A 16,150-nucleotide genomic window follows, 5' to 3' on the forward strand; every position below is an offset into this window, starting at 1 on the left:
CTAGTTTATAGGAGAACGTTTGGGGTATTAATAACCCAAACCCAGTTGGTGGTACTTCAGCTACATATTGAGGAACTAACTGCTCTAATGAGTCAGGATAACGGCCGTAGTATCGGTTGTAAGCTTCAAGTTGCTGAATGAGATGTTTAGCACGGGGCTTGGTAATTTGTTCCTGGGCTTGGTGCACACTGCTATTTAGGTTGAGTAGCATTAATAGTACTAGGCCTGTAGTAAGGAAGTAGCGCTTAGTTCCAGCAGTGCACAGCGGATACAGCAATAGTAAGAGGGGAAGAGCTATCAGTGACAGCGTTATTACAGGCGGAAAAAGCCACCAGCTAGCTTCCACCTCAAGTAGGAGTAAGAGTGTAAATAGGAGCAGCCCGTAGGGCCAAGGATAAGTAGTAATATGACCACTGTTCACCATGTGAGTCGGAGATTACAGTTTTTACGATTCGACACAAGCAACCAAATGTAATATGCGGTCATCTTGACCAGCATATGCGCCTATATCTACCAGTGAAACTGCACTTGTCTATCCTGACAGTTGCGCTACAGACCTGCTTGGTCACCATAGCCGCGCTAGGCCAGTCGGCTGGCACGGCCGATACGGCCCGCCTGCGCCACGACCTAGTTTCTCTTACTTCTACCCCCGAGCCTCGCAACTACCTGCACGAGGCCAGCCTCAACCAAGCTGCTGACTACATTGGGGCAGAGCTAGCCGCCGCCGGAGCCCGCCACACCGAGCAGATTTACACCGTGCAGGGGAGCCGGTATAGGAACGTCATTGGCAGTTTTGGGCCTGAGCAGGGGCCGCGCCTGATTATTGGGGCGCATTACGATGTGTGCGGGGAGCAACCTGGCGCCGACGATAACGGGACCGGTGTGGCGGCCCTTCTAGAGCTGGCGCGCTTGCTGGGCGGGCAGCCCAACCTGGCCTACCGCATTGAGCTAGTGGCCTATACATTGGAGGAGCCGCCCTTTTTTCGCACCAAACACATGGGTAGTTACGTGCACGCCAAGCAACTGCACGAGGCTAACGTGCCGGTAAAAGGCATGATAGCCCTGGAAATGCTAGGGTACTTCGACGACAAGAAGGGCAGCCAAGACTACCCCGTGGGCCCACTGAAGCTGGTGTACGGCAGCCGTGGCAACTATGTCACGGTAGCGCAGAAATTCGGGAATGGTCGGTTTGGGCGGCAGTTTGCCCGCGCATACCAGCAGCAGGCAAGGCTGCCCGTTAAGCGTTTCAAGGCACCCGCTTGGCTACCGGGCATCGACTTCTCCGACCACCTCAATTACTGGCAGTTCGGGTATTCCGCTGTGCTGCTCACCGATACGGCCTTCTACCGCAATAAGCACTACCACGAGCCCACCGATACGCTCAACCGCCTCGATATGCGCCGGCTGGGCCTGAGCGTGGATGCCCTGCTGGCGGTAGTGCTGTTTATGTAAGGCGCTAGGCCACTCATGCAGTTCGCCATGTTAGGCACAGGGGCTCAACCCGCCGTTGCGAACGGTCGTAGGCTAGTCGCTGTGCTTTCCTGATGCGTGCGAAGGCTAGGCGTTACTAGACAGCTATGAAAAGACTAGAGGGAAAAACGGCCGTGGTGACGGGAGCCGCGCGCGGAATTGGACGCGCTATTGCGGTGGCCTACGCCCGCGAAGGAGCCGCCGTCGTTGGCATTGATAAAGCCGCGGCCGTTAGCAGCACTACCGCTTACCCCGCCGCTACTACCGAGGACCTGGCCGAAACTGGCCGGCTGGTGGAACAGGAGGGAGGCCGCTTTCTGCCCCTGGAACTTGACATTCGGGACATAGCGGCGTTGCGGGCTGCCGCAGAGCAGGTAGAGCAGGCCCTAGGCCAGGTACATATTGTAGTGGCCAACGCAGGCATTCAGGTATTTGCGCCCCTGCTGGAAATGACTGATGCGCAGTGGCACGATGTACTCGATGTGAACCTAACAGGCACGGCCAATACAGTGTGGGCCTTCGCGCCGCTGCTTGTGAAGCAAGGTGGCGGGCGCGTTATTATTACTGCTTCGGGCCAAGGCAAAAAAGGCTTCCGGCACGGTGCCAGTTACGCCGCTTCCAAGTGGGGACTGATCGGCTTTATGAAGTCGGCTGCCTTGGATTTGGGGCCACACAACATTACAGTGAATGCGCTGGTGCCGGGCTTGGTAGCTACCGATATGACCATGAACGAAACTCGCCTTACCGAGGCCTACCGCGACTACCGCTCTCAACCCGAGACGCCGCCTACGCCGGAGGAAGCCGCCAACGTACGGGCCGAGCATACGCCCTTTAGCCTGCCCTGGCTGCAGCCCGAAGACATGGCTCCCATGGCTGTGTTCCTGGCCTCCGACGAAGCCGCCCGCATTAGCGGCGCCTCCTTTGATGTAGACGCCGGGGACAGTGCCCTATTTACAGCGTAGGTTGTGCTTTAGCTTGAGCGGGCAACTGTCCCACCCACATCCACCCAGTTTGCACTGCTAAGTATTCGCTACCATCTTCGTAAGGCCCAAAACTGTGCGGGTACCGAAGCGCCCAAGTGGGCCAGGCGTTGGGGTAGTCATAATCGTCGAGGAAGATGTGCCAGGGGTAGGCTTGCCACGTTAGCAGGTTGGCGCCGGGCAGTTGGTGGTACTCAATAGGAAGAGGTGGGCCATTCGGGTCCGGGGTTTCGAAACGGCTTTGCTGTTGAGCAATCAGTTCTCCCGTGTTAACAAGTACTTGGGAGCTATGGGCAAATTCTGGCCCTACAATCCAGAGCGCCAAATGATAGGGCTCAGCCAAACTAGCTAACTGCTTCTGCCACGCAAAAAAGGTAGTTAAAAGGTGCTGCACCGCCAGCTGACGCACTTGTAAGGGCGGTTGGCGGTGATGCCAATGCCAAGGGTGGAGGCCTAGCCTTTCATGGTAATAGCCGTAGTACTGTAGCACCTCTTCGTTGAGGTGAGGTGCCCAAATACTTTCTGAACGAAGGCGCTGAATGTGACGCTTGCGCTTCCGCATTTTCTTGATTTCTCGATAACAGGTGCCTTTACGATGTTTTATAGCTCGCATAAATACCTGTATACTTTTTAGCATCAGTAACGTATGATAGTTGCTAAGTTACTATATCTTTACTAAATTGATATAGGTAGTTAGTAACTGCTTACTCACCAGCTATATGTCAAAGCCAGCCTGTCCGAAATGCGAATCAACGGATGCTACTAAAAGCGGTATTGTTGGGGGGAGGCAGCGGTTTAAATGCAAAAATTGCGGGTATCATTTCTCGGTTGCTAAAACGGGTAAAGAGATTAATCCTTACTATGTTATTAAGGCGCTGCAGCTATACGTAGAGGGTGTAAGCTACCGGGAAATTGAGCGGTTGCTGGGTGTAAGCCATGTGAGCGTAATGAACTGGGTAAAAAAATACGGGATGAAAGCTCCCCGACAGACGGAGTATCATCCTACGTATAAAATATTGAATCAAAAGGAGCTGGCAGAGTATTTTCAGGATCCGCAGCATTTAAAAGGGGCCGGACTGGTGGTGACCGAACTGGGTGATAAGTACATGATGATCCGGTGGGAGCGGTTTAAGCAGGCCTAGAGCTATAGCATTAGCAGAAGTATAGCAACAGGGTGAATTCCTTCGGGGGATTGTTCTATTTGGGGGAGCTGATACGGGTGTTGCTACCTGAATGCGGCTGGTTCTTTTCCCTACCACTCCCCAACCCACCCCCTTCTACATGCGAAATACTCGTTACGCACTGACCCTTAGTGCGCTGATGGTCTCCGCAGGCGCAATTGCTCAAGTTCAGCCCCCGCCCGCTGGTCAGCAACCGGCCCCGCCACCCGCCGCCCCGGCGCCCACCCCGGCCCCGCCAGCCCCCACCAAATCGGCGCCGTACGGGGCGGGCATGAAGGTGAACCTGTCGCCTGATGGCTCTAAGTACCTGCGCTTCCTGACCTGGCACCAGGTGTACACGCGCTACACTGAAAATAATACCGGCACGCTACGAGCCCCGGGCAAACCGCAGAAAGGCCAACTTGACTTTGGTTTGCGTCGCTCCCGTCTGGTAATCCTCGCCCAGCTTAACCCGCGGTTTGTCATTTATACCCACCTAGGGATTAATAACCAGAATGCTGTAGGAGGCGGCCTTACACCAACTGTCGACGGCAAAAAGCCCCAGTTCTTTATTCACGAGGCCGTCACGGAGTATAAGGTAAACAAGTACCTGAGCCTGGGGGGCGGCCTGCACTACCTCAACGGCATCTCGCGCCTCACCAGCGCCAGCACCGTTAATATTCTGCCCATTGATCTGCCGCTCACCAACTTCCCCACCATTGAGGCGACCGATCAGTTTGCGCGCTGGCTAGGCGTGTATGCCAAGGGACGCATCAACAAGCTCGATTACCGCTTCTCCGTCAGTGACCCGTTCCTGACCAACCAGGCCAGTACCCCGCTTAGCCTGGGCACCAGCGCTACGGTGGGCGGTGTAACGACCAACACCGGCACGGGCGTAGCGGCCTACAACCCGCAGAATACCAGTCATGTGTATCAGGGCTACGTGAGCTACAACTTCCTGGAGCCGGAGGCAAACCTGCTGCCCTACTTTGTGGGCACCTACTTGGGAGCCAAGCGCGTATTCAGTGTGGGTGCCGGCTTCCTCTATAACAAGGATGCCATGTACTCGCGGCCTACCTCGAGCGCAGTGACTGTGACTCCGGCCGTCTCAGCCGATCCGTTTGGGTTAGTGGGTACTACTAAGCACAGCATGAAGATGTTCGGGGTAGATGCGTTCTATGATGTGCCCCTCGATACGGCCGCCCGTACCGCCCTCACACTTTATGGGGTGTACTATAATTACAACATGGGCCCGAACCACGTGCGCTTCATTGGGCCTGAGAACCCCGGTTATGGTGCCGCGCCCACCCGCGGCAACGCAGTACCGCAGTCGGGAACGGGTAACTCGTTCTATGGGCAAGCGGGCTTCCTGCTGCCTGAGCGTTTGCTAGGGCCAAAAGCCCGACTGCAGCCCTATGTGGCCTACCTGCACAGCGACTACGAAGGTCTGCACTACACTAATGGCGACACCAAAGCCGTGAACGTGTACGATGCCGGCGTGAACGTGCTGCTGGATGGCCACAATGCCAAGGTAACACTCAACTACCGCGCCCGCCCCGATTTCGAAGGGTACGTGCCCGCCACCGGCAACTTCAACCGGTTGGACTACAAGCCCGAAATCACCCTGCAAACGCAGATTTTCCTGTAGACAACAGGCCTAGTAGTGCCGGGGCTTCCCACAATAGCTCTAGCCCTGTGGCCCACTTTTTTTCATCTCACCACAACTCCCACCACGCATGAACCAAAACCTACCGCAGCGCGATGCCTACGCAGGTGCCGCGCCCCTGGGTGGTGCCTCGGCCGATGACGCCGTAGCCCACGACAACAATGCCGTCTCGACCAGCAAAATCTGGCAGGTGATTACCGCCTCCTCGGTGGGCACCATTATCGAGTGGTACGACTTCTACATCTTCGGTTCGCTGGCCGCTATTATTGGGCCGGTGCTTTTCGGGCACGCCGGTAAAATTGAAGAAACGCTGCTGGGGGCGCTGGCGGTGTTTGGGGCGGGCTTTGTGGTGCGGCCGTTCGGCGCCATGTTCTTCGGCCGCCTCGGCGACATGATTGGACGGAAGTACACCTTCTTGGTGACGCTGCTGATCATGGGCGGAGCTACGTTTATCACGGGCCTCATCCCGAGCTACGATACCATTGGTATTGCCGCGCCGGTTGTGGTGGTAATTCTGCGCCTGCTGCAGGGGCTGGCACTGGGTGGTGAGTACGGAGGAGCTACTACCTACGTGGCCGAGTACGCCCCAGATAAGAAACGCGGCTACTATACAAGCTTTATTCAGATTACGGCCACCGGTGGCCTGATCCTGAGTATTTCGGTAATTCTGATTACCCGTAAGCTGTTGGGCGAAGACGCTTTCAAGGAGTGGGGCTGGCGTATTCCGTTCCTGCTGTCGGGCTTCCTGGTTATTGCTTCCTACTACATCCGCCGCAAACTGCACGAGTCGCCGCTGTTTGCCAAAGCCAAGGCTACTGGTACCACCAGCAAAAACCCCCTGCGTGATTCCTTTGTGAACCCCGTAAACCGCCGCTTGGTGCTCATTGCGCTGTTCGGCGTGACCATGGGGCAGGGCGTAATTTTCTACACCAGTCAGTTTCAGGTGTTCACTTTCATGAATGCCACGCTCAAACTGGATATCGTGGATTCCAGCGTGATTATGGTGGTATCTATGCTCTTGGCTACGCCGCTGTTCGTGTACTTCGGCTCGCTTTCTGACCGCATTGGCCGCAAGCGCATCATCATGACGGGTATGATTTGCGGGGCCTTGTTCACGGCGCCGCTGTTCTATGGCATCAAGGCGTTTGCTGGCCCCTTATCGGAAATTACGCCCGCCACCGTTGATGCCGCCGGCAAAGCTGTGCCCGCCGTCATGAAAGCCCTGACGCCCAATGTACCCGCCATGATTGCCCTCACGTTCTGCCTGGTGGTATTCGTGACGATGGTGTACGGACCCATTGCGGCTTACTTGGTGGAGCTGTTCCCCACGAAAGTGCGCTACACCTCGCTTTCCGTGCCTTACCACATTGGTAACGGCATCTTCGGGGGCTTTGTGCCGCTGGTGGCCACGTCTATTGGGGTGTGGGCCGCGGCGCAGCCTGAAGGCACGTTTGCCAAGGAGCACAGTAGCCTCATTGGTCTGATTTACCCCGTGGCTATTGCACTGATATGCTTTATCATCGGGATGATGTACATGCGTGACGTGCGCAACGTGCGCCTCATGGACGATACGGCGCAAGAAGGTGCCTAAACAGGCCTAGGCCACTGCGATACGCTTGGCGCAAGAGGTTCTTCGGAATACTTGCATGTGAAGTCCGCCGAGCCCCAGGTTCGGCGGACTTTCTGCTGGAAAGTCAACCCCATTTTCGCAACCTACCAGCCATAGCTAGGCCACTCTGGAATAAACCATGCTGCCGGTGACGCTATCTGCCGGCCCCAACTACACCCGAGCCACTATGCTACCGATGTCGCCTCAAGAGCAGCAGGAGCAGCGCCGCGGACAACGGCTGCTCTTCGTGAGCCTGCTGTTTGCTGTGCTGCTGAACTTCCCCCTGCTCGCCGTCTTCGACCACAACGGCCGCGTGCTGGGCATTCCGGTGCTCTACCTCTACGTGCTGTTGGCCTGGGCCACGCTCGTGCTCCTAACTGGCTTGTTGGTGAAGGGGAGTAAGGAGGTGAAGAGGTGATGAAGTGAGAAGGTGATGAGGTAAAAAAGTAAAGGGGGTAGAGGTGGCCCAGCGTGTCACCCCGTCACTCCATCACCTCGTCGCCTCGTCACTCCATCACCTCATCCCCTCATCACCCCATCACCTCTTCACCTCGTCACTAAAAACCTTGAACACCCTGCTCGTTATCGGTTTCTCTTTCGGCTACCTGGCCTTGCTCTTTGGGGTGGCCTACGCGGCGGAGCGACGCTCGGCGGCGCGGCGGAGCCTAGTGAGCAACCCCTATGTGTACGCCCTGAGCATGGCCGTGTACTGTACCGCCTGGACGTACTACGGCTCGGTGGGGCGGGCGGCGTATTTCGGGCTGGAGTTCATTGGTATTTACTTGGGCCCCACACTGATGGCCCCGTTAGCCTGGCTTGTGTTGCGCAAGATTATTCGCATCTGCCACGTGCAGCGTCTCACCTCTATTGCCGACTTCATCTCGGCCCGCTACGGCAAGAGCGCCGCGCTGGGGGCCTTGGTGACGGTGGTGTGCGTGCTGGGGGTGGTGCCCTATATCTCCCTGCAGATCAAGGCTATTGCGGCTTCTTTTGATATTCTGACCGGGGGTGGGGAGGGGTCGATGCTGGCGGAAGGCACCGTGGCCAGCAGCTCCGCCCTCGTGACTACCGGAGCACTGGCCTTCTTCACCATCATCTTCGGGGTGCGGTCGGTGGAGGCCACGGAGCGCCACGAGGGCATGGTGCTGGCGGTAGCCTTGGAAAGCCTGGTGAAGCTGGTAGCATTTCTGGCGGCGGGCCTGTTCGTGACGTTTGGCCTGTTCCGTGGCTTTGGCGACGTGTTTGAGAGAGCCGCTGCCGTGCCTGACCTGGCCCGCCTGTTTACCCTAGATGGTGCGGGCACCAGCGGGGCTCAGTGGTTTACGCTGCTGGTGCTGAGCATGTCGGCCATTCTGCTGCTGCCCCGGCAGTTTCAGGTGTCGGTGGTGGAGAATGTGAACGAGGACCACCTGCGCAAAGCCATGTGGCTGTTTCCGCTTTACCTCATAATTATCAACCTGTTTGTGTTGCCCTTGGCGTTCGGGGGGCGGCTGCTGGCGGGCCAATCCATTGACGCCGATACGTTTGTGCTGGCGCTGCCCCTACAGGCGGGTCACTCGTGGCTGGCGCTGCTGATTTATATCGGAGGGTTGTCGGCGGCCAGCTCCATGATTATCGTGGAAACCATTGCCTTGAGCGTAATGATGAGCAACCACCTGCTCATGCCGCTGCTGGTGCGCCTGCCACCGGCCCGCACCGAGAATCCGCGTTGGTTCGCCTATCTAGGCCAGGTGGCGCTGCACAGTCGGCGGTTGGCGGTGGTGCTGGTGCTGCTACTGGCCTACGGCTACTACGCGGCGGTAGGCCACCTGCTGCCCCTGGTGAACATTGGGCTGGTGTCGTTTGCGGCGGTGGCGCAGTTTGTACCGGTGGTGCTGGGCGGGCTCTATTGGAAAGGCGGCACCCGGCAGGGCGCCACGGCTGGTATACTGGCCGGCTTTATCGTTTGGTTTTTCACGCTGGTAGTGCCTACCATGGTGGGTCCCGACCTGCTGCCCGCATCCATTTTAGACCAGGGCCTGGGTGGCTGGAGTAGCCTACGGCCCTTCACGCTGTTTGGCCTGACTGGCCTAGACTACCTCTCGCACGGGCTGTTCTGGAGTTGGCTGTTCAACGTGGGCCTCTACGTGGGCGTGTCGCTGCTGCGCATGCCCTCGGCCCTGGAGCAGCGTCAGGCCGAGGTATTTGTGGGCGTGTTTCACTACCGCACCGGCTTTGAAGGCCCGGCAGGTTGGCAGGCCGGCGCCCCGCTGCCCGATGTGCGGGCCCTGCTTACGGGCTTCCTGGGCAAGAAACGCACCGCCCAGGCCCTGCACGCCTTCGCCGAGCGGTTCCCGGAGGCCCACGATTCGTCGGAAAACGTAGCCACGGCCCAGGCCGATCCGCGCCTACTGGCCTACGCCGAGAAACTGCTGGCCGGCAGCATTGGCCCGGCCTCGGCGCGGCTCTTGCTATCATCGTCGGTGGGGGTAGAAGATATCAGCTTCGATAACGTGGTGGGCATCCTGCGCGAAAGTCAGCAGCTGCTGGAAGCCAACCGCCAGCTGCAGAAACAGCAGCGGCAACTGCAGCGCCTCACTGGGCAGCTGCAAGTGGCCTATGACCAGCTGCAGGAGCTGGACCAACACAAGGATGAGTTTCTCTACACCGTCACGCACGAGCTGCGCACCCCGCTCACCAGCATCCGGGCCCTGTCGGAAATCCTCACCGACAACCCCGACATGGACGAAGAGGAGCGTCACCGGTTCTTGCTTACCATCACCAAAGAATCGGAGCGGCTAAGCCGGCTGATTACGCTGGTGCTAGATCTGGAGAAGTACGAGTCGGGGCGAGCGACGCTGGAAAAGAGCCCGGTAGATGTGCCCGAAATCATCAGCGACGCCCTCGACTCGGTAGGCCAGCTCCTGCGCGACAAGCAGATTCAGTTGGAGCTACTGGTGCCGCCGGGGCTGCCGCGGCTGCCTGGCGACCGGGACCGGCTCATGCAAGTGCTGGTGAACCTGCTCTCCAACGCCGTGAAATCATGCCGCGCCGATGGTAGTGGGCGCATCAGCGTGGTGGCCGAAGCCGCGGCAGATACCCTACGCATTGCAGTGGAGGACAACGGTAAGGGCATCGACCCGGAGTTTCACCAGCTCATCTTCGATAAGTTTTTTCAGGCCCGCCACCAAACCATGCGCAAGCCCGAAGGCTCGGGCCTAGGCCTAGCCATCACTAAGAAAATTATTGAGCTGCACGCCGGCCGCATCTGGGTAGAAAGCCAGCCTGAGCAGGGTGCCCGGTTCTCCTTCGAACTGCCGCTGCCGGTAAATGAGCGAATGAGTGAATGAGTGAAGCAACCTTGAACTACCTCTGCGCCCCTCCGCGAAATCCTCTGCGTTCCTCTGCGGGAACCAACGCCTGAGACCCTCTCCCGAAAACAAACCCCCACGTCATGCCGACACCTCCCCACATTCTCATTGTCGATGACGAGCCCAACATTGTAATGTCGCTCGAATTTCTGATGCGCAAAAACGGCTACCGCGTGAGCATTGCCCGTAACGGCACCGAGGCCTTAGAGGCCATAGAGCAGACCCCCTTTGATGTGGTGCTGCTGGATGTAATGATGCCCGATGTGGACGGCTACGAGGTGTGCCGCCAGCTGCGGCAGGTACCCAGCCAGAGCCAGGCCCGGGTCATCTTCCTATCGGCCAAGAGCAAGGAAGCCGACATTCAGAAAGGCTACGAAGCGGGGGCCGACCTCTACATTCCCAAGCCCTTCAGTACCCGCCAGCTCATGACCACCATCAAAGAACTCATCGGTACCAACGTCTGAACCGACTTTCTCACACGTACACTCAACTCCCTAACTCCTATAGATCATGCCTGACAATCCCACCACCAAGCACGCCCGCATCCGCTCCCTCGAAGAATACCACGAGGCCTACCGCCGCAGCGTTGAGACCCCCGAGCAGTTCTGGGCCGAAGTGGCCGAGCCTTTCACCTGGCGCCGTAAGTGGACCAAAGTGCTGGACTCCGACATGGCCGCCGGCCGCAACGAGTGGTTCCAGGGCGCCCGCCTGAACATCACCGAAAACTGCCTCGACCGGCACCTAGCGACCCGAGCCAATAAGCTGGCCATCATCTACGAGCCTAACGACCCCAAGACCCGTCACCTGCGCCTCACCTACCGCGAGCTGCACCAGGAGGTCTGCAAGTTTGCCAACGTGCTGCACAACAACGGCGTGGAGAAGGGCGACCGGGTGTGCATTTACATGCCCATGATTCCGCAATTGGCCATTGCCGTGCTAGCCTGCGCCCGCATTGGGGCCATTCACTCCGTGATTTTCGCGGGCTTCTCGGCCACCGCCATTGCCGACCGCGTGAACGACGCCCAGGCCACCGTGGTGCTCACCGCCGACGGTCTAAACCGCGGTGCCAAGCAGATTCCAGTAAAGCGCGTGGTAGACGAGGCCCTGGAAACCTGCCCCAGCGTGCGCCGCGTGATTGTAGTGGAGCACCTGGGCTGGCCCGTGCAAATGAAGGAAGGCCGGGACGTGTGGTACCACGAGGAAGCCGAGGACGTGCCTAAAACCTGCCCCGCCGAGGAAATGGATGCCGAAGACCCGCTGTTCATTCTCTACACCTCGGGCAGCACGGGCAAACCCAAGGGCGTGGTGCACAGCACCGCCGGCTACATGGTCTGGGCCGACTACACCTTCCGCAACGTGTTTCAGATTGAGGAAAACGACATCTACTGGTGCACCGCCGACATTGGCTGGGTAACGGGCCACTCGTACCTGCTCTACGGCCCGCTGCTGGCTGGCAGCACCTCCCTCATGTTCGAGGGTATTCCGACCTACCCCGACGCGGGCCGCTTCTGGGAGGTGATTGACAAGCACTCGGTTAGCATTTTCTACACCGCGCCCACCGCTATCCGTAGCCTCATGGCCGCGCCGCTGGATAACGTGCTCAGCTACTCCCTCGACTCGCTACGGGTACTGGGCTCGGTGGGGGAACCCATCAATGAAGAGGCCTGGTACTGGTACTACCAGCACGTGGGCAAGGAGCGCTGCCCCGTGGTAGATACATGGTGGCAGACGGAAACCGGCGGCATCATGATTTCAGCCATGGCGGGCATCACACCCAGTAAGCCCACCCACGCGGGCCTGCCCATGCCCGGCGTGCAGCCGGTGCTGCTCACCCAAGAGGGTAAAGAGATTGAGGGCAACAATGAGGAGGGCTACCTGGCCATCAAACACAGCTGGCCCGGCATCATCCGGACGACCTACGGCGACCATGAGCGGGCCGTGCAAACTTATTTCGCGCCCTATAAAGGCTACTACTTCACCGGCGATGGTGCCCGCCGCGACGAGAACGGCCTCTACCGTATCATTGGCCGCGTCGATGACGTGATTAACGTATCGGGTCACCGCTTTGGCACCGCCGAAATCGAAAACGCCATCAACCAAAACCAGAACGTGGTCGAATCGGCGGTGGTGGGCTACCCGCACGATGTAAAAGGGCAGGGCATTTATGCCTACGTGATCTGCAGCCCTGAAGCCGCCAACAAGGACAAGGCCCACATTGAGGCCAGCATCATCGAAACCATTGTGGCTGAAATCGGCAAAATTGCCAAGCCTGATAAGATCCAGATTGTGAGTGGCCTACCGAAAACGCGCTCCGGTAAAATCATGCGCCGCATTCTGCGCAAAGTGGCCGAGGGAGAAATCAGCAGCCTCGGCGACACCACCACGCTCCTTGACCCGGCGGTGGTAGATGAGATTATCGAGGGCAGAAAGTAAGATCGATTTGATGGTTTAACTGAAAATGCCAACCCCAAAGGGTTGGCATTTCTATTTTTATGGTGTGGTGCTGAGCAGCGAGGCAAGCAGGTTCATAGCGTTGAGCTGCAGGTAGCTTTTAGGACTTGCTAGTGAGATTAATGGATTGACTGACAGGTAGTAGCCTCGTATTGTTCTGATTTTTATAACGTGCATTCGTATGTAAGGCAGTAATCCTACGCGTACGGAATGAAGTCGGAACAGAAGCAAGGAGATGGTGGCGCCGCTGGTCAGCCCGAAATGGCCAATGTGGTAGAGCGGAATATTGAAGCTCTCTTGCAGCGGCAACTAGCACAGGAAAAGCAGATGCCCTGGCAAGACCGCTTGGCCGATACCGTGACCACCTTTACCGGCAGCATCACGTTTGTGTTTATTCACTTAGCTCTATTTGGCATCTGGATCATCTGGAACCTTGGGTGGCTAGGATTGAAGCCATTCGATCCGTCCTTCGTGGTGCTGGCCATGTTCGCCTCGGTCGAAGCAATATTTCTTTCCACGTTCGTGCTGATTAGTCAGAACCGATCATCTGCTCTGGCTGAAAAGCGTGCCGAGCTAAATCTGCAAGTGAATCTGTTGGGGGAGCACGAAATCACGCGTCTGGTTATTCTGGTAACCGAAATGGCCCGCCAGATGAATATTGAAGCCGCTGCTGACCCTGAGATTTCGGAATTAGCGAAGGACGTGCAGCCGGAGCGTGTGCTTGATACTATTGAGAAAAAGCAAGTAAAAATGGAGCAGGCTAAAGCCACTAGTACCCCAGATGAGAGCTAGTTGGCTTACCAGGTATTCTTGACGACTATAGCGGGAAAGGACATTTTGACGGGATGAACCGTAGGCAACCTCAACTAGGCCTGTAAGCTAATCCGGCTGGGGCGGTTACCTTCACGTCAAATTCCGCCCGTATGCCCGACTTCCATATCCAGCCGCTCAACCAAAGTTTAGCAGCGGCCATTCAGCACAAAATCGATACGAAAACCAAGCCCCTCGGGGCGCTAGGCCAGTTGGAACAACTGGCCCGCCAGGTGGCGCTGGTGCAGCAAACCCTGACCCCGGCGTTGCAACACCCGCACATGCTGGTCTTTGCCGCCGACCATGGCATTGCCCAGGAAGGAGTGAGCAAGTACCCCCAGGAAGTAACCTATCAGATGGTGTTAAACTTCCTGAGTGGCGGGGCCGCCATAAACGTATTCAGCCGCCAGCAAGGCATTGCGTTGCGCATAGTAGACGCCGGCGTGAAGGGCAGCTTCACCGAATTTCCGGCCGTAGTAGATCAGAAAATTGCCGAAGGCACCTGTAGTTTTCTGCGTGAGCCGGCCATGAGTAGTGCCCAGTGTGAGCAGGCGCTGGCCGCCGGGGCTCGGCTGGCCCAGGAAGTGGCCGCCACCGGCTGCAACGTCCTCGGCTTTGGCGAAATGGGCATTGGCAACACCTCTGCTGCCACCATGCTCATGCACCGCCTCACCGGGCTGCCCTTGGAGGCGTGCCTGGGCCGAGGTACTGGCCTAGACGACGACCAACTGGCCCACAAAGCCGCCGTGCTGACGGCCGCTGCCGCTACCCACGCCACCGTTTCGGCGCCGCTGGACGTGCTAGCCACCTTCGGGGGCTTTGAAATTGCGCAGATGACAGGAGCTATGCTGGCCGCTGCTGAGGCCGGGATGCTGCTGCTCATTGATGGATTCATTGCCACGGCGGCTCTGTTGGTAGCGGTTAAGCTGCACCCCGCCGTGCTGGAGTACTGTGTATTCGGGCACCAGTCGGAGGAGACGGGGCACCGGCTGCTGCTAGGCCACCTGAACGCCCGGCCGCTGCTGAGCCTGGGGCTGCGACTAGGGGAGGGCACGGGCTGCGCGCTGGCCTACCCACTGCTGCAGGCCGCCGTAAACTTCCTGAACGAAGTGGCTTCGTTTGAAAGCGCCGGCGTTAGTCAGGCCGAGCCACAGCCGGCCAGCGCCGTATGATGCGGCGCCAGGTTGAGCTGTTTTTCACGGCGCTTATGTTTTACACCCGCGTGCCGTGCCCACGCTGGGTAGGCCACTCCGAGGAGCTGCTGAACAAGTCCACCATTTATTTCCCGGTGATTGGCTGGCTGGTAGGAGTGGTGGCGGGCCTAGTCTTCTGGGGCTTGAGTCATTTCTTTCCCCTGAATATTGCCCTGCTCTTGAGCATGGTAGCCAGCATTTTGATGACCGGGGCCTTCCACGAGGACGGCTTCGCCGACGTCTGTGACGGATTCGGGGGTGGCTGGACGCCGGAGCGCATCCTCGATATTATGAAGGATAGCCGCTTAGGTACTTACGGGGCGGCCGGACTGGGGCTGATTTTGGCGCTTAAGTTCTACACGTTACAGTCGATAGGGGCAGATAACCTCTATGCCCTCCGCTCCATCGTACCCGTGCTCATCGTGGCGCACTCACTGAGCCGGACCACGGCGCTTACCTTCATTTATACCCACGAGTATGCCCGCGCCAACGAGGATAGCAAGGCCAAGCCCGTAGCCAAGAAGCTACGTCTGGCGGAGCTGGCCGTAGGAATGACCCTAGGCTTGTTGCCACTGCTGGGCATGGTGGTTTGGCTGCGTAACCCCTGGCTACTCCTGGTGCTGCTGCCGCTCTGGCTGGTGAAAGCCTACCTGGCTCGCTACTTCCAGAAGTGGATTGGCGGCTACACCGGCGACTGCCTTGGCGCAACGCAGCAAGTAGCAGAAGTAGTGGTGTACCTGTTTTTTAGCTTGAATTTCTTTGCCCGCTAGTATGGATATCTACCTGATCCGACACACCAAAGTGGCCACTGCCGCCGGCATTTGCTATGGGCGCTCCGATGTAGAGGTAGCCACTACATACGCCGAGGATGAAGCGGCCGTGCGCGCCCGCCTGGCGCCCGTGCTTGCCGCTGGCCCCGTAGTGGCCTACGCCAGTCCGCTCAACCGCTGTCGGCAGTTGGCCGAAGCTTTGGTGCCGAAAGGCCTAACGCTGGACGACCGGCTCATGGAGTATGACTTTGGCCAGTGGGAGTTGCAGCCCTGGGACGCCCTGCCTGCCACAGAGCTAGACCCCTGGATGGCTGACTTTGTGGAGGTACCCGCCCCCGGGGGTGAGACCTTCCAGGCCCTGCAAGACCGTGCCACCGAGTTTCTCACCGAAGCTCTAGCCTCCGCCGAGCCTGAGGCTACGCTCGTTATCGTAAGCCATTCGGCAGTAATCCGCAGCCTCTTATGCCATTGCCTCGGGCTGCCGCTCAGCAATGCTTTCCGGCTGGATATCGACTACGGCTCTATTACTAAGGTGCGCTACCGCCATGGGCAATTCAACGTGGCCTACACCAATGCCTAAGCCTCGAGCAGTAGACGCTAGGCCACTTATGCTACCTATAAATCACCCTCTAGGCTGGCTCAAGAGCCGAACACTCAGTACAGCCCCCAGCAGATAAGGGTGAAAAAAGGC

14 protein-coding genes are annotated in these 16,150 nt (G+C 58.2%); 13 read left to right on the forward strand and 1 reads right to left on the reverse strand.

Annotation, left to right across the window (positions count from 1 at the left end):
- The first annotated feature begins 498 nt into the window (after window positions 1-498).
- Together EU556_RS23290 and EU556_RS23295 are read left to right on the forward strand one after the other, a co-directional pair.
- Window positions 499-1,452 carry a M28 family peptidase gene (locus EU556_RS23290; protein WP_135436652.1) on the forward strand — a complete coding sequence of 318 codons (954 nt, stop codon included), beginning with the start codon at window positions 499-501 and terminating at the stop codon, window positions 1,450-1,452.
- Window positions 1,453-1,577: 125 nt separating this feature from the next.
- The gene (locus tag EU556_RS23295; RefSeq protein ID WP_135436653.1) at window positions 1,578-2,432 is read left to right on the forward strand and encodes an SDR family NAD(P)-dependent oxidoreductase; all 855 of its coding nucleotides are present in this window, start codon (window positions 1,578-1,580) and stop codon (window positions 2,430-2,432) included.
- Here the strand turns inward: EU556_RS23295 and EU556_RS23300 are convergent.
- Entirely contained in the window at window positions 2,422-3,063 is a 642-nt protein-coding gene (locus EU556_RS23300; protein ID WP_135436654.1) for a hypothetical protein, read from the reverse strand. The two genes, EU556_RS23295 and EU556_RS23300, sit on opposite strands and share 11 nt — an antisense overlap.
- 106 nt (window positions 3,064-3,169) lie before the next feature.
- On the opposite strand from EU556_RS23300, the gene EU556_RS23305 reads away from it, so the two are divergent.
- The 11 genes from EU556_RS23305 (at window position 3,170) to cobC (ending at window position 16,039) form a co-directional block, all read left to right on the forward strand.
- Window positions 3,170-3,592, forward strand: coding sequence for an IS1/IS1595 family N-terminal zinc-binding domain-containing protein (locus EU556_RS23305; protein WP_135436655.1), 423 nt, complete (start codon window positions 3,170-3,172; stop codon window positions 3,590-3,592).
- A gap of 139 nt (window positions 3,593-3,731) precedes the next feature.
- Entirely contained in the window at window positions 3,732-5,258 is a 1,527-nt protein-coding gene (locus EU556_RS23310) for a hypothetical protein (RefSeq protein WP_245327861.1), read from the forward strand.
- Between the two features lie 88 nt (window positions 5,259-5,346).
- On the forward strand, window positions 5,347-6,867 hold the full coding sequence (locus EU556_RS23315; RefSeq protein WP_135436656.1) for an MFS transporter: 1,521 nt from the start codon (window positions 5,347-5,349) through the stop codon (window positions 6,865-6,867).
- Window positions 6,868-7,033: 166 nt separating this feature from the next.
- Window positions 7,034-7,303, forward strand: a complete 270-nt coding sequence (locus EU556_RS23320; RefSeq protein ID WP_245327862.1) for a hypothetical protein — start codon at window positions 7,034-7,036, stop codon at window positions 7,301-7,303.
- A gap of 148 nt (window positions 7,304-7,451) precedes the next feature.
- Window positions 7,452-10,214 (forward strand): sensor histidine kinase, encoded by a 2,763-nt coding sequence (locus EU556_RS23325; protein ID WP_135436657.1) that lies wholly within the window; start codon window positions 7,452-7,454, stop codon window positions 10,212-10,214.
- A 104-nt stretch (window positions 10,215-10,318) separates the two neighbouring features.
- The gene (locus EU556_RS23330; protein WP_135436658.1) at window positions 10,319-10,699 is read left to right on the forward strand and encodes a response regulator transcription factor; all 381 of its coding nucleotides are present in this window, start codon (window positions 10,319-10,321) and stop codon (window positions 10,697-10,699) included.
- A gap of 46 nt (window positions 10,700-10,745) precedes the next feature.
- Window positions 10,746-12,668 (forward strand): acetate--CoA ligase, encoded by a 1,923-nt coding sequence (gene acs, locus EU556_RS23335; RefSeq protein ID WP_135436659.1) that lies wholly within the window; start codon window positions 10,746-10,748, stop codon window positions 12,666-12,668.
- A 228-nt stretch (window positions 12,669-12,896) separates the two neighbouring features.
- Window positions 12,897-13,478, forward strand: a complete 582-nt coding sequence (locus tag EU556_RS23340; protein WP_135436660.1) for a DUF1003 domain-containing protein — start codon at window positions 12,897-12,899, stop codon at window positions 13,476-13,478.
- Between the two features lie 131 nt (window positions 13,479-13,609).
- Complete coding sequence (gene cobT / locus EU556_RS23345; protein ID WP_135436661.1) at window positions 13,610-14,668, forward strand: nicotinate-nucleotide--dimethylbenzimidazole phosphoribosyltransferase; 1,059 nt, start codon at window positions 13,610-13,612, stop codon at window positions 14,666-14,668.
- Complete coding sequence (locus EU556_RS23350; RefSeq protein WP_135436772.1) at window positions 14,668-15,459, forward strand: adenosylcobinamide-GDP ribazoletransferase; 792 nt, start codon at window positions 14,668-14,670, stop codon at window positions 15,457-15,459. The genes cobT and EU556_RS23350 overlap by 1 nt, the downstream gene beginning before the upstream one ends.
- A 1-nt stretch (window position 15,460) precedes the next feature.
- Window positions 15,461-16,039, forward strand: coding sequence for an alpha-ribazole phosphatase family protein (gene cobC / locus EU556_RS23355; protein ID WP_135436662.1), 579 nt, complete (start codon window positions 15,461-15,463; stop codon window positions 16,037-16,039).
- Window positions 16,040-16,150: the final 111 nt, after the last annotated feature.

Origin of the sequence: Hymenobacter fodinae (assembly GCF_004745825.1) — a bacterium.
GTDB lineage: Bacteria > Bacteroidota > Bacteroidia > Cytophagales > Hymenobacteraceae > Hymenobacter > Hymenobacter fodinae.